Source organism: Sphaerisporangium sp. NPDC049457 (genome assembly GCF_055586705.1).
Map to the genome: position 1 here is coordinate 144817 of NZ_JBVJHR010000002.1, position 14745 is coordinate 159561.

A 14745-nucleotide genomic window follows, 5' to 3' on the forward strand; every position below is an offset into this window, starting at 1 on the left:
AGACCCTGCCGCTAAACTGGCAGGAAGCTTTACTGAGCACTGGTTGTTCAACGCCGCTCGCGTGTTCTGTGATGAGACCAACGGGGACCGACGACAAGAAAGCCTGTGATGGAGCGACGTCCTGGCGTGCCCAGGTTGCTACGGGAGATCAACGACCGGGCCGCGCTGGAGCTGCTGCTCGCCTCCGGCCCGCTGACCAGGGGCCAGATCGGCGAGATGACCGGCCTGTCGAAGGTCACCGCCTCCCAGACGCTGTCGAGGCTGGAAGAGCGAGGCCTGGTCGAGGTGGTCGGGGAGCAGGCCGGTAACCGGGGGCCCAATGCCGCCCTTTACGGGGTGATTCCGTCGTCGGCCTATGTGGCCGGGCTCGATGTCGGACCCGAAAGGGTGACCACCGCCATCGCCGATATCAATGGCGAAATCGTGGCGGAGTCGAGTCTTTCCCCCAATGGGCACGACGATCCGGTCGCGCTGGTGCACAACGCGGTGGTGAAGGCCTGCCGCTCGGGCAAGGTCGCGCTTTCCCGCCTCAAGGCCATCGTGATCGGCACCCCTGGCGTGGTCGACCCCCGCACCGGCGACGTCCGGTTCTCCTTCGACCTGCCGGGCTGGCACGAGGGCAGCCACCAGGCCCTGGCCCAGGACCTGCGGCGGCCGGTCTCCATAGAGAACGACGTGAACCTCGCGGCGATCGCCGAGCGCGCCGAGGGAGCGGCAAAGGGCGTCGACGACTTCGTCCTGCTGTGGGTCGAACGCGGCGTCGGCCTGGCCGTCGTGCTCGGCGGCAGGCTGCACCGCGGGCGTTCGGGCAGCGCGGGCGAGATCGGCTACCTGCCGGTCCCCGGGGTGCCGCTGGCCGAGGACGTCAAGGCCGTCCCCGGCAGGATGCCCGCGCTCGCCGGCGGCCTGCACGCGCTGATCAGCGCCGAGGCCGTGGCCGAGTTGGCCGGGCCGTACGGCTTCGCGGGCGGGTCGGCGGCCGACGCCGTCCGCGCGGCCGTCGAGGACGGGGACGCCGGCGCGGCGTTCCTGGACGAGCTGGCCCACCGCCTGGCCCTCGGTGTCGCCTCGGTGTGCGTGGTCCTCGACCCGGCCCTCGTCGTGCTCAACGGCGAGATCGGCCGGGCCGGCGGAGCCGCGCTCACCCACCGCGTCGAGGAGGCGGTGGCGCGCATCTGCCCGATCAGGCCGGAGGTCGTGGCCAGCGAGGTGAAGGGCCGCCCCGTGCTGCGCGGCGCCGTCCTCGCCGCCCTCGACCAGGCCCGCGAAGAGATCTTCACCTCCTGAGCCCCTTCCCCTTTCCGGTCGCCGCCGGAGGCCGCCCGTCGCGCTGAGCCCCTTCCCGTTCTGATCGCCGCCGGAGGCCGCCCGTCGTGTTCCGGCGGCCGAGTTCCCGGTGTGATCCGTCATGCCGGAGCCGCGCGACCCGCGCCGGCCGCCCGGTGGCGGGGGCGTCAGGCGGTGAGCAGCTCGGCGGCGGCCTGGGCGTTGGCCCGGGCGGCGCCGTACGTCGCGATGTACGCCCCGGCCGAGGGCCGCCAGATCGGCAGGCCCATCTCCACGACGATCGCGTCCGGACGGCCCGCGAGCAGCGCCGAGACGATCTCCTGGCTCGCCCGGTGGCGGTGGGCGTCCTTCACCACGATCACCAGCGACCGGCCGCGGGCGCGTTCGAGCAGGCCGGCCGCGTCGGCGGCGTCCGGCTTGACCCGGGCGATCTCGGCCTCCGGCAGCCAGGGCGCGAACCCCCAGGGCACGTCGCCGACGGCGATCGTGGGCGGGGTGTCCACCTCGACGACGAACGGGTCGACCAGCGGGGCCGCGGTGCCCGACAGCCGCACCGCCCGGCGGGCCGCGGTCAGGCCGATGACGTTGCCGTCCCTGGCCTCCTCGCGGGGCGCGCCGAACCAGCCGCGCAGCCGGGCGACCCGTTCGGCGGCCTCCTCCAGGCGGGCGAGCGGCAGCCGGCCGTCGCGCACCGCCGCGACGATCTCGTCCTTGATGGCCTCGATCTGCTCGCGCGTCGGCAGCGGGCCGAGGCACAGCAGGTCGGAGCCCGCCGCGAGCGACAGCACGGCGCCGCCGCCGAGCCCGAAGCTCTCGGTGATCGCGTGCATGTCGAGGGCGTCGGAGACGACGACCCCGGAGTAACCGAGCTCACCCCTGAGCAGCTCGGTCAGTGCGGGCGCCGAGAGCGTGGCGGGCGCCGTGCCGGTCAGGAACGGGACCCGCACGTGCGCCGTCATGATCGACTTTGTGCCGGCCTCGATGGCGGCGCGGAAGGGGACGAGCTCACGCTCCCACAGCACCTCGCGCGAGACGTCCACCACGGGGATCTCCAGGTGGGAGTCCTGCCGGGTGGCTCCGTGCCCGGGGAAGTGCTTGACGCAGGCGGCCACGCCCGCGGCCTGCAGCCCGGCGACGGCCGCCACGGTGTGCCGCGCCACCAGGGCCGCGTCCGAGCCGAACGAACGGGTGCCGATGACCGGGTTGTCGTCGGCGGTGTTGACGTCCGCGTCGGGGGCCATGTCCAGGTTGACGCCGCAGCGCGCCAGGTCGCCGCCGATCGACCGGTACACCCGGCGGGTCAGCTCCACGTCGTCCACCGCGCCGAGCGCCGCGTTGCCCGGGTAGGGGCTGCCGACGTGGTAGGCGAGCCGCGTGACGTCGCCGCCCTCCTCGTCCAGGCTGACGACCGGGTCGCCCGCCTCGCGCAGACGCGCCGTGAGGTCCGCGAGCTGCTCGGCTCCCGCGACGTTGAAGCCGAAGAGCGTCACCCCGCCCAGGCCGTCCTCCAGATCGCGCAGGATCCAGTCGGGGGCGATGGTCCCGGGGAAGGCGGCGAGGAGCGTGCCGGCCGCGAGGCGGCGCAGCCCCCGGTCGCCGCCCACGGGAGACGCGCCCTGGGACGCGCCCGCGGAGAACTCAGACATGGTTGTACTCGACTCCTTCGTTGCGACGAGCGGGCAGGCCGCTGACGTCAGCCTTTCACGGCGCCGGCGACCAGGCCCGAGACCATGCCGGGTTCTCCATTCCCGGCTTCCCGTCGGGACCGCGCCCCTCCTGCCCGGGGGTGACTGCAGACAAACTAACAAGAAACTTTCTTAAAAAAAACCCCGCGAGCGGATCGTGACGAGAGGGACGGCCGCGCGCGGCCGCCGAGACCGGCAAGGGCGTCCTCCTGGACGAGGTGGCGCCGCGGCCCGCCATCGGGTCGCCGCGGTGACCATCGTCTGGACCCGGGCTGGTCGTGCGTCAGCGGCGACGCGGGAAGGGGCGGCGGTCAGGCGCCCGCCGGGCGTGAGGGGGACCACCAAGAAAAGGCAAGAAGCCGGTCATGTCAGACTTGCTGGTCATGCGCAATATCGTGCTCATCTCTGACCCCCGAGTGACCTCCATCCCCGTCGAGGAGAACGGTGAGGCGCTGGCCGACGCGCGCGGCGTGCTGAGTGTGGACGGCAGGCTCGCCGACCCCGCCGGCGCCTACGCCCACCTGCGCGAGGGGCTGCTGCGGCGGCTGGAGGACGCGCAGCGGCAGCTCCCGTTCGGCTACCGGCTGCTCGTGGTCGAGGGCTACCGGCCTCCCGCGCTGCAGCGGCGGTACTTCGAGGAGTACAAGGACGAACTGCGGACGGCGTTCCCGCGGATGTCACCCGAGGAACTGCACGTCGCGGCCAGCCGGTACGTGTCGCCCATCGAAGTCGCGCCGCACACGGCGGGCGCGGCGGTCGACCTCACCCTAGCCGCCGACGACGGCGCCGAGCTGGACATGGGCACCCCGGTCAACGCCAACCCCGAGCAGAGCGACGGCGCCTGCTACACCGACGCCCCGAACATCTCGGCGGCCGCGCGCCAGAACCGCAAGATCCTCGGTACGGCCCTGGAGTCGGCGGGCCTGGTCAACTACCCGACCGAGTGGTGGCACTGGTCCTACGGCGACCGCTACTGGGCCATGACCACCGGCGCCCCCACCGCCCTCTACGGCCCCCGCCCCCTCGCCTGACGCGCTTGGTCCGAGGTGTTCACGCCTCAGGTCCCGCCGTAGTGGAACGGTGAGATGATCAGCGCTCGGACGGTCTCGCGATACTGATCAAGGACGGGGACGAAGGCGTTCGGACCTTCCCGCTTCTATGAGTGACAAACGACGAGGTCTTCGGTCACAGTAGGTGATCAGGTCGCAGCCCGGACATGGTCACTGCCGGCAGGTCCGTCCAGTCGACGGAGATGTCTCTTTCATGACCGAACTGCCCCGCCATGGTGCCCGTCGCACGGAGCTGGGCCGGCGGGGGTGAGGAACGGCGCCGCCGTATCCGGGCGACGACGCCGTATGCCGGGCGAACCGGTAAACCTTCGTGGCCCCCCTCAGGCGCGCAGGCGGAGGCCGCGGGGGGTGGGGTGGAAGCCGGCCGCTTCCAGGGCGGTGGCGAGGGGGGAGTCGACGATCGCGGCGCCGTCGGCCTTCTCCACCGTCAGCTTCCCGAGCGCCCCGTCGCGCACGGCCAGTGCCAGGGCGTCGACGGCCGGCTGCAGACGGTCGTCGTCGGCGAAGGACAACAGGGTTTTTCCGCCGCGCTCGACGTACAGGACGAGGCGGCCGTCCACCAGCACCACCAGCGCTCCGGCCTTGCGGCCGGGCTTGTGCGTCGAGTCGCCCGGATGCGCCGGCCACGGCAGCGCCGCCCCGTATGGGCTGGCCGGGTCGGTGGCCGCCAGCACCACCGCCCGCCGCTCCACCGCCGCACGACTCGGCGGAGGTGAACCGTAAGGGCTTCCGCCCTGACCGGGCGAGCCGTACGGGCTTTCCCCCTGATCGGATGGGCCGTAAGGGCTTCCGCCGCCACCCGACCGGCCGTAAGGGCTTCCGGCTTCACCCGGAGGGACGGACGAGGCGGTGCCGGTGCTCCATTCGCTGGTGTCGGGGAACGAGGGAGGGGGGACGGGCGGCGCGTCGCCGAAGTCGGCGGGGGTGAGCCGCGCGAGGGTGGCGGCGGAGGCGCGCATGCGGTCGACGGCGCCGGCGAGGGCGAACTGGGCGCCGCCCAGGCCCTCCACGAAGTAGCCGCGGCGGCACCGGCCGGTCTCTTCGAACGCGCGGAACACCGGGTAGACGCCGGCGAACCCGCCGGTGAGGCGCTCGGCCGCCACCGCGCCCTTGGTGACCACGCCGTGCCGTTCGAGCAGCACCTCGGCCTGCGCGTGGGCGCGCTCGGTGACGTCGCCCGCGACCTCGGGCAGCAGCCACCAGCGGCCGCTCACCGTAGGTGGGCCCGCCCGCGTCGGCAGCACGGGCCTTCGCCGGCGGGTCGCCGTGGGCCGGTGCGCGGGCCGGCCGGAGCCGAGCGCCGCGCGCAGCGGCGCGAGGGTGTCCCCCGAGACCTGCCCGGACCACACGAGATCCCACAGGGCGCCCGCGAGCGCGGTGTCGTCGAGCGAACCCGCGCGCGCCGAAAGATCGCGGAAGAACAGCGCGCCGCCGCCGCCCAGCGCCGTGAGGATCTCTTCGTGCAAGGGGGTCAGCGTGATCGCGGCCGGCGCGGGCAGCAGCAGCGGGGCGGTGTCGGCGAAGAACAGGGCGACCCAGCCGTCGCCGCCGGGCAGCGCCCCCTGACCGGACCACAGGACCTCGCCCGAGGCGGTCAGCTCGTCCAGCAGAGCCGTCTCGTAACCGGGCACCCGGCTCGGCAGGACCAGCGTCTCCAGCGCCGACGCGGGCACGGCGGCGCCCTGCAACCGCTCGATGGCGTGCACCAGGGCGTCCATGCCGCGAGCGGAGCGGCCCTCGGTGATGCCGTGCCAGGCCGCGGAGAAGGCGGCCAGCGCCTCCGGAGGGACCGGCTCGACCTCCTTGCGGAGCCGGGCCAGCGACCGGCGGCGCAGCAGCCGCAGCACCCCCGCGTCACACCACTCTTCGCCCCAGCCGCCCGGCCGGAACTCGCCGGAGACCACCCGGCCGGAGGACGCCAGCCGCCGCAGCGTGTCGGCCACGACGGCGACGCCCAGGCCGAACCGGCCCGCGGCCGTGGCGGCGGCGAAGGGACCTCGCGTGCGGGCGTGCCGGGCGAGCAGGTCGCCCAGCGGGTCGGCCGCCGGCTCGAGGAACACGTGCGGCACCCCCATCGGCAGCGGCGCGCCGAGCGCGTCGCGCAGCCGGGCGGCGTCCTCGATGGCCGCCCACTGCTCGGCTCCTGCGACCCGGACGCGGATCGCCCGCCGGGCCGCTTCGAGATCGGCCGCCCAGCCTGGGTCGCCGCCCCGCACGGCGATGTCCTCAGGCCGCAGCGGGCCGTGGGTGCGCAGCAGGTCGGCGAGGTCTTCGGCGTCCCGCAGCGGACGGTCCAGCCGTGCCAGCTCGCGTTCGGTGTCGGCCACGATGTCGGGATCGAGCAGCTCGCGAAGATCGGCCTCGCCCAGCAGCTCGGCGAGCAGGTGGGTGTCCAGCGACAGCGCCTGGGCGCGGCGTTCGGCGAGCGGCGCGTCCCCCTCGTACATGAACGCGCCGACGTAGGCGAACAGCAACGAGGCCGCGAACGGCGAGGCCTGGGTGGTCTCGACCTCGACCACGCGCACCCGGCGGGCGGCGACGTCGCGCATGAGACGCACAAGACCCGGCACGTCGAAGACGTCCTGCAGGCACTCGCGCATGGTCTCGAGAACCACGGGGAACGAGCCGTACTGGCTGGCGACCTTGAGCAGGCCGGCGGCGCGCTGGCGCTGCTGCCACAGCGGCGAGCGCCTGCCGGGGTTGCGGCGGGGCAGCAGCAGGGCGCGGCCCGCGCACTCGCGGAACCGGGAGGCGAACAGCGCGGACCCGCCGAGCTCCTCGGTGACGATCTGCTCGATCTCGTCGGCGTCGAACACCGCCACATCGGTGGGCGCGCCGTCGAGCGTGTCGGGGATGCGCAGCACGATGCCGTCGTCGGAGTGCAGGGCCTGGACGTCCACGCCGTAGCGCTCGCGCAGCCGCCTGCCGATGGCCAGGGCCCAGGGCGCGTGGACGCGGGCGCCGAAGGGGCTGTGCACGACGACCCGCCAGTCGCCGAGCTCGTCGTGGAAGCGCTCGATGAGCAGAGTGCGGTCGTCGGGGACGTAACCGGTGGCCTCGCGCTGCTCGGCCAGGTAGGACAGCAGGTTGGCGGTGGCGAAGGCGTCGAGCCCCGCCTCGGTGAGGCGGTCGGTCCTGCCCTCGGACAGCTCGCGGGTGAACGCGCCGAGGGCCCGGCCCAGCTCGGCGGGACGGCCCGGGGTGTCGCCGTGCCAGAACGGCAGCTTGCCCGGCTGGCCGGGCGCGGGGGAGACGAGCACGCGATCGGCCGTGATGTCTTCGATGCGCCAGGAGGTGGCCCCGAGGACGAAGACGTCGCCCACCCTGGACTCGTACACCATCTCTTCGTCCAGCTCGCCGACCCGCCTGCCGCCGCGTCCGGTGTCGCCTCCGGCGAGGAAGACGCCGAACATGCCGCGGTCAGGGATGGTGCCGGCGTTGGTCACCGCCAGGCGCTGGGCGCCGGGACGGCCGGTGACCCGGCCGGTCACGCGATCCCACACGACGCGCGGGCGCAGCTCGGCGAACTCTTCGCTGGGATAGCGGCCGGCCAGCATGTCGAGGGTGGCCTCCAGCGCGCTGCGCGGCAGCGTGGCGTACGGGGCGGCCCGTCTGACCAGGGCCTCCAGCTCGTCGACGGTCCACTCGTCCAGCGAGCACATGGCCACGATGTGCTGCGCGAGCACATCGAGGGGGTTGCGCGGATAGCGCATCTCCTCGATCTCGCCGGTCTTCATGCGCTCGGAGACGACGGCCGTCTGCAGCAGGTCGCCGCGGTACTTGGGGAAGATCACGCCTTTGGAGACCGCGCCCACCTGGTGGCCGGCCCGGCCGATGCGCTGCAGGCCGCTGGCCACGCTCGGCGGCGCCTCGACGCAGGCCACCAGGTCGACCGACCCCATGTCGATGCCCAGTTCGAGGCTGGAGGTGGCGACCACGGCGGGCAGGCGCCCGGACTTCAAGGCCTCTTCGATCTGGGCGCGCTCTTCTTTGGAGACCGACCCGTGGTGGGCGCGGACGATCTCTGGGACCACGCCGGCGGACGCGCCGGCCTGCGCCATCATCTCGGCGGGAGCGGCGGACGACGCCGACGGCCCCGGCGGGATGCCCGGCCGTGCGCCGGCGGGGGACGCGGGCGCGCCGCCGGGCGTGGTCGTCCACAGGTCGTCGGGAGGCAGGGGCGCGGGGCCGCCGCCGGTCGCCTGTTCGAAGGCCAGCTCGTTGAGGCGGGCGCACAGGCGCTCGGCCAGGCGGCGGGAGTTGGCGAAGACGATCGTCGAACGGTGGGCCTGGATGAGGCCGAGCAGGTGCTCCTCCACGTGAGGCCAGATGGACCGCCGCGCCGGAGGCTCCAGCAAGGACGCCTCGGGATCGGCCGGAGGCCCCTGCCGGGGGGCGGTGTCGAGCTCGGTCATGTCCTCCACGGGGACGACCACGTCGACCTCGATGACCTTCTCTGAAGGCGGCTGGACGACCGTCGTCGGCCGGGCGCCGCCCAGGAACGTCGCCACCTCGCTCACGGGACGCACCGTGGCGGACAGGCCGATGCGCTGCGCCGGCCGGGCCAGCAGGGCGTCGAGCCGTTCGAGGGTCAGCGCGAGATGGACGCCGCGCTTGGTGGCCGCCACCGCGTGCACCTCGTCGACGATGACCGTCTCGACGTCGCGCAGCGCGTCACGGGCCCTGCTGGTCAGGATGAGGTAGAGCGACTCGGGCGTGGTGATCAGGATGTCCGCCGGGGCGGCGGCGAAGCGCCGGCGGTCCTCCGCCGCCGTGTCGCCCGACCGGATGGCCACCGAGATCTCGGGGGCGGGAAGCCCCATGCGCCGCGAGGTCTGCTTGATGCCGGTGAGGGGAGCCCGCAGGTTGCGCTCGACGTCGACGGCCAGCGCTTTCAGCGGCGAGACGTACACGACCCGGCACCGCCGCGCGGTGCCCTGCTCTCGTGCCCGCCGCCCCTTCGCCCCCGGCGCGGCCTGCGGCGGGCCGGCGGCCACGCGCTCGGCGGCGAGACGGTCGAGCGACCACAGGAACGCGGCGAGCGTCTTGCCCGACCCGGTGGGGGCGACGACGAGGGTGTTGTCACCGCGGGCGATCGACCGCCACGCCCCCTCTTGCGCGGACGTGGGTGTGGCGAAGGCGTCGGTGAACCACTGCCGGGTCACCGGAGAGAAGTGGTCGAGCGCGGATCCGGTCACCGCTTCATCATGCAACCCGCCACCGACAGAACGCGCCACCCGTCCACCTGACGTGCGCGAACGCGGACGAGCGGCACGCCAGGACACATATCACCGGCACGCCGCGCCGCCCGGACTTGACATGGCGCACGCCAGGAACGTCACCTGGGGTTATGGGCATCGACTACGCGGCCATCGAGGCGACTCGAGAGCGGATCCGCGGGCAGTACCTCCAAGCACGACGGCCAGAGAGCAGCGCACGTGGCCTGCACCATTTCGCACTGATCTGCTCGGACGTCGAGCGGACCATCGAGTTCTACCAGGGTCTCCTGGAGTTCCCGCTCACCGAGATCTTCGAGAACCGCGACTACAAGGGTTCCAACCACTTCTTCTTCGACATCGGCAACGGCAACCTGCTGGCCTTCTTCGACCTCCCCGGGCTCGACCTGGGGCCCTATCAGGAGGTGCTGGGCGGCCTGCACCACATCGCGATCTCGGTCGAGCGCGGCAAGTGGCAGAGGCTCAAGGACAAGATGGACGCCGCGGGCGTGCCCTACCAGCTCGAAAGCGACGCCTCGATCTACTTCCGCGACCCCGACGGGGCACGTCTGGAGTTACTGGCCGACCCGCTCGGAGAGATGTACGGCTCTCGCATCCTCTGAGCCGCCCGCCGGGCCGCGCACAGGGCCGGGTGACGGGCCTGTGCGCCGGGCCGGGCGCGGGGACGGCGCACGCCGGGCCGGGCACCATACTGAGAGCATGCGCTTGACGGACTTCTGGAGCCGGATGAACCGCCACTTCGGCGAGAGGTACGCCGAGTCCTGGGCGCGTGACTACGTCATCGCCGAGCTGGGCGGCCGCACCGTGGTCCAGGCTCTCGCCGACGGCGAGTCCGCCAAGGACGTGTGGCGCGCGGTGTGCGGGGTCACCGAGGTCGACTCCCGGCTGCGCTGACCCGCCGCGTCCCCTTCCCCGATGCGAGGGCGCCGGAGCCGACGCCCGCCGGTGAACCGTCCCGCACCGTGCTTTGAGGGTCATGGCGGAGCGGATAGCGCGGTCACGACAGGTGCCGCGCTCACACCAGGTAGCGGTCGCCGTCCTGCCGGGTAGCGGTCGCGCGCACGACGGATGGCGGGCGCGGTCGCGCGGAGCAGCGGTCGTGGTCACGACAGTGTCGGTCGTGGTCACGACAGGTGTCGGGCGCGGTCACGACGGATGGCGGGCTCACGACGGGCGGTCTGCGCGGGCTTCGGCGGTGGGGTCAGTGGCTGTGCCGTTGAGCTGTGATCGAACAGCCGTTCGGCTATATTGGGCATGCCGACGCCGGCGCCCTGGGCCCGTTCCGGGAAATTGTCGGTGGCACCCCGTAGCTTGCTAGCGACGGAAACGACTTCGACTCAACCCTCCAGGGGGCACCCCATGGCAGCCAACGACCGCGAGAAGGCCCTTGAGACCGCGCTCGCTCAAATCGAGCGGCAGTTCGGCAAGGGCTCTGTCATGCGCCTCGGCGATGACGCACGAGCCCCCATCGAGGTGATCCCCACCGGGGCCATCGCCCTCGATGTCGCCCTCGGCATCGGCGGTTTCCCCCGCGGGCGCATCGTCGAGATCTACGGCCCCGAGTCCAGCGGTAAGACCACCGTGGCGCTCCACGCCGTGGCCAACGCCCAGCGCGCCGGCGGCATCGCGGCGTTCGTCGACGCCGAGCATGCCCTCGACCCCGAGTACGCCCGCAAGCTCGGCGTCGACACCGACGCGCTGCTGGTCTCCCAGCCCGACACCGGTGAGCAGGCGCTCGAGATCGCCGACATGCTGATCCGCTCCGGCGCGATCGACCTCGTCGTCATCGACTCGGTGGCGGCCCTCGTGCCCAAGGCCGAGATCGAGGGCGAGATGGGCGACAGCCACGTCGGCCTGCAGGCCCGCCTCATGTCCCAGGCCCTGCGAAAGGTGGCCGGCGCGCTCAACAACACCGGCACGACCGCCATCTTCATCAACCAGCTCCGCGAGAAGATCGGCGTCATGTTCGGCTCGCCCGAGACCACGACCGGTGGCAAGGCGCTGAAGTTCTACGCCTCGGTGCGCCTGGACGTCCGTCGCATCGAGACGCTCAAGGACGGCACCGAGCCGGTCGGCAACCGCACCCGCGTCAAGGTCGTCAAGAACAAGATGGCCCCGCCCTTCCGCGTGGCCGACTTCGACATCCTCTACGGCTTCGGCATCTCCCGCGAGGGCGGCCTGATCGACATGGGCGTCGAGCAGGGCTTCGTCCGCAAGGCCGGCGCCTGGTACACCTACGAGGGCGACCAGCTCGGCCAGGGCAAGGAGAACGCCCGCAACTTCCTGAAGAACAACCCCGACATCGCCAACGAGATCGAGAAGAAGATCAAGGAGAAGCTCGGCGTCGGGCCTCGCCTCGACAGCCCCGTCGAGCCCGCCGCGCCTCCGGCCGCCGCCGCCGCTCCCTCCGGGCGTGGCGCCAAGGCCCCCAAGCCGGGCGACGTCTGATTCGGGCCGCTCTCTGATGCCCTCCAGCGACGACGCCCCCGGCCGCCTACGGCAAGGAGATTGGGGAGCCTGGATCGAGGAGCCGGGCGAAGGTCCACCGACCTCGCCCGGCCCGCGCCGACATGGCCCCCGTCCCGGCGACCCGGCTTCGCCGACCTTTCCACGTCGAGGTGACCCCGCCTCGCCGGCTTCCCCGCGTCGAAGTGACCCCGCCTCGCCGGCCTTCCCGCGTCCCGGTGACCCGGCCTCGCCGGCTTCCCCGCGTCGCGGTGACCCTGCTTCGCCCGCCTTTCCGCCCGATGCCCCCGTTGACCGTCACTGGGCGCCGGGCGGCGACGAGTCCGCCTTCCCCGAGCCGTCGGCCGCCGCGCCCGGCGGTCGCGGCGGCGGCCGTCCGGGCCGGGGGTCGGCCCGGCGGCGGGCGGGCGGCGCGGCTCGTGGCGCGCGTGGCCGGTCCGCTGAGGGGTGGGGGCTCGACGGCCCGGTCGAGGGCTCACCGGCGGCCGAGGCGCCTCCGGCCGACCCTGAGGCGGTCGCGCGGGCGGTCTGCCTGCGGTTGCTGACCCTGGCGCCCCGCACGCGCGCTCAGCTCGCCGACGCCCTACGCAAGCGGAACATCCCCGACGAGGCGGCCGAGGCCGTCCTCGCCCGCTTCTCCGATGTCGGGCTCATCGACGACGAGGCGTTCGCCGAGGCGTGGGTCACCTCGCGGCACGCCGGGCGAGGGCTGGCGCGGCGGGCGCTCGCCGCCGAGCTGCGCACCCGCGGCGTCGACGAGGACACCGTGCGCGACGCCGTCGACCAGCTCGACCCCGACCAAGAACTGGACACCGCGCGCCGGCTCGTCGCCCGCAAGCTGGCAGGCACCCGCCATCTCGAACCCGCCGCCCGGGTCCGGCGGCTCGCCGGCATGCTCGCCCGCAAGGGCTACTCGGGCGGCCTGGCCTACCGCGTCGTCCGCGAGGCCCTAGAAGCCGAAGGCCAGCCCACGGAAAACCTCCCCGACACCTTCGAGTGACGTCCAGGACAATCCAAAGCCCGGTCCAGGCGAGACCTCTCCCCGGCACCTTCGGGTGACGTTCTTCGCAAATCGAAAGCCAGCCCACAGAAGGTGTCCCGGCGCCTTCGAGTGGCGTTCGGGGCTGACTGGAGGGCTGGTCCAGGGTGACCTCCCGGCGCCTTTGGGTGACGTTCTGTTACGAGGCGTGGCACGATGGTGATGTCACCTGATCGTGCAGGGGAGGAGGGAGCCAGATGACGGCGGCGTTCCCCGACTGGTTCTATCCAGGACCGCCCGGCGGCTGGACGGCCGACATGCTCGATCGCCTTCCCCCCGACGCGCCCCGGCACGTCGAACTGATCGACGGATCACTCATCATGATGTCGCCGCAGAGCGCCTTTCACATGCTCACGCTCAGGCTGCTCGAACGTGAACTCGACCCGCCCGCCGACCTGGCCGTGGTCCGCGAGATGAGCGTGACCCTCGGGCTCCGGCAGCGTCCAGAGCCCGACATTCTCCTGGTGAGGCGTGCGGCGATGGCGAATCTCGCGACCACGTCGTTCAAGCCCGAGGACGTTCACCTGGTCGTCGAGGTGGTCTCACCGGAGTCGGCCGAGCGTGACCGCACCACCAAGCCGATCAAGTACTCCGATGCCGGCATCCCATTCCTGTGGCGGGTCGAGCAGGAGGACGAGGCGCCGGTCGTCTACACCTTCGAACTCGAGCCGAGTGTGAAAGCGTATGTCCCGACCGGCATTCACCGTAAGCGGCTGCGAACGGTGATCGGGTTCGAGGTCGATCTTGATCTTGATCTTGGGCGGGTCGTCAGGTGAGGTCGCGGAGGGCGGGGAGGAGTTCTTTCTCGGCCCAGGCGAGGAACTCGCGCTGGTGGTCCGCGCCCACCTGCACCAGCGCCACGTGGGTGAAGCCGGCGTCGGTGAACTCCTTGACGGCTCGCACGACCGCGTCGACGTCGGATCCGCAGGGGACGTGCTCGGTCACGTCCTCCGGGCGGACGAACTGGGAGTAGGCCTCGAAGTTCACCGGTCCCGGCAGCTCAGAGAGCACCTTCCAGCCCGCTGGGAACCACTTCCAGAGCCGGTGGGCCCGTTCTCTGGCCGCGTCGGCGTCGGTGTCGTACGAGAGGGCGAGCTGCCCGTACACGGGCTTGCCCGCGCCGCCCGAGGCGTGGAAGCGCGACACGAGGTCGGCGTCGGGCTCGGTCGCGATGAGCGCGTCGCCGTACTCGGCCGCGAGGTCCACCGACTGCGTCCCTGAGGCGGCGATGCCGACCGGCACCGGCTGGTCGGGCAGGTCGTACAGCTTGGCGGAGTCGATCGTGAAGTGGTCGCCGCGGTAGCTGACGTACTCGCCGCCGAACAGGGCCTGGATGATCTCGATGGCCTCGCCGAACATCTCGTGACGGATGTTGACCGGCGGCCAGCTCCGCCCGACGACGTGCTCGTTGAGGTTCTCGCCCGCGCCCAGGCCGAGGGTGAAGCGGCCGTCCGACAGCGCGCCCATCGTCGCCGCCTTCTGCGCCACCACGGCGGGGTGATAGCGCACGATCGGGCAGGTGACGTAGGTCATGAACGGGATGCGCTCGGTGGCGTGCGCCACCGCCCCCAGCACCGACCAGGCGTAGGGCGAGTGCCCCATGTCCTCCAGCCAGGGGAAGTAGTGGTCGGAGATGGTCTCGTAGTCGAACCCGGCGCGCTCGGCGGCGACGGCGTCCTGGACGAGCTGCTTGGGCGGGGTCTGCTCGCACATAAGCGTGTAACCGATCTGTGCCATGGCGGCCCCATACCCGGCCGTACCGCGAACGTGCGGGATGCTCCGAAAATCTTCTGAATCCAGTTGAGGATGCGACAAGAAGGCAGAGAGATGTTCATCACTCGACAAGTGACCATTACCCTGACTTACTACGACATACAGGATCAATCCGGCGCAACGCCCTCGCCTCCCCGCTCCCGCGAGGGGACGAAAGTGGCCTGACGGGCGGACTTTGCTTGCTCGTT

10 protein-coding genes are annotated in these 14745 nt (G+C 72.3%); 7 read left to right on the top strand and 3 right to left on the bottom strand.

Features of this window, described 5'->3' with window-relative positions; genetic code table 11:
• Positions 1-108: 108 nt before the first annotated feature.
• Positions 109-1287: an ROK family transcriptional regulator gene (locus tag ACZ6QO_RS04055; protein WP_465847454.1), complete on the top strand. Its 1179-nt coding sequence runs from the start codon at positions 109-111 to the stop codon at positions 1285-1287.
• Positions 1288-1454: 167 nt separating this feature from the next.
• Here the strand turns inward: ACZ6QO_RS04055 and ACZ6QO_RS04060 are convergent, their stop codons facing one another.
• Positions 1455-2933: a glycoside hydrolase family 3 protein gene (locus ACZ6QO_RS04060; protein ID WP_465847456.1), complete on the bottom strand. Its 1479-nt coding sequence runs from the start codon at positions 2931-2933 to the stop codon at positions 1455-1457.
• 404 nt (positions 2934-3337) lie between these two features.
• Here ACZ6QO_RS04060 and ACZ6QO_RS04065 point away from each other — a divergent pair, with 404 nt between their 5' ends.
• Positions 3338-4003 carry a M15 family metallopeptidase gene (locus tag ACZ6QO_RS04065; protein WP_465847458.1) on the top strand — a complete coding sequence of 222 codons (666 nt, stop codon included), beginning with the start codon at positions 3338-3340 and terminating at the stop codon, positions 4001-4003.
• 359 nt (positions 4004-4362) lie between these two features.
• Here ACZ6QO_RS04065 and ACZ6QO_RS04070 read toward each other — a convergent pair whose 3' ends face one another.
• Positions 4363-9240 (bottom strand): ATP-dependent helicase, encoded by a 4878-nt coding sequence (locus tag ACZ6QO_RS04070; RefSeq protein ID WP_465847460.1) that lies wholly within the window; start codon positions 9238-9240, stop codon positions 4363-4365.
• A gap of 152 nt (positions 9241-9392) precedes the next feature.
• Between ACZ6QO_RS04070 and ACZ6QO_RS04075 the strand changes: the two genes are divergently transcribed.
• From ACZ6QO_RS04075 to ACZ6QO_RS04095, 5 genes are all read left to right on the top strand, one after another.
• On the top strand, positions 9393-9881 hold the full coding sequence (locus tag ACZ6QO_RS04075; RefSeq protein ID WP_465847461.1) for a VOC family protein: 489 nt from the start codon (positions 9393-9395) through the stop codon (positions 9879-9881).
• A gap of 97 nt (positions 9882-9978) precedes the next feature.
• Positions 9979-10173 (top strand): DUF3046 domain-containing protein, encoded by a 195-nt coding sequence (locus tag ACZ6QO_RS04080; RefSeq protein WP_465847463.1) that lies wholly within the window; start codon positions 9979-9981, stop codon positions 10171-10173.
• A 465-nt stretch (positions 10174-10638) separates the two neighbouring features.
• Entirely contained in the window at positions 10639-11727 is a 1089-nt protein-coding gene (gene recA / locus ACZ6QO_RS04085; protein ID WP_465847465.1) for a recombinase RecA, read from the top strand.
• 16 nt (positions 11728-11743) lie between these two features.
• On the top strand, positions 11744-12745 hold the full coding sequence (recX, locus tag ACZ6QO_RS04090) for a recombination regulator RecX (protein ID WP_465847467.1): 1002 nt from the start codon (positions 11744-11746) through the stop codon (positions 12743-12745).
• Between the two features lie 236 nt (positions 12746-12981).
• Positions 12982-13560: a Uma2 family endonuclease gene (locus ACZ6QO_RS04095; protein WP_465847469.1), complete on the top strand. Its 579-nt coding sequence runs from the start codon at positions 12982-12984 to the stop codon at positions 13558-13560.
• On the opposite strand, the gene ACZ6QO_RS04100 is transcribed toward ACZ6QO_RS04095, so the two are convergent.
• Positions 13553-14521 (bottom strand): LLM class F420-dependent oxidoreductase, encoded by a 969-nt coding sequence (locus ACZ6QO_RS04100; RefSeq protein WP_465847470.1) that lies wholly within the window; start codon positions 14519-14521, stop codon positions 13553-13555. The two genes, ACZ6QO_RS04095 and ACZ6QO_RS04100, sit on opposite strands and share 8 nt — an antisense overlap.
• Positions 14522-14745 lie beyond the last annotated feature (224 nt).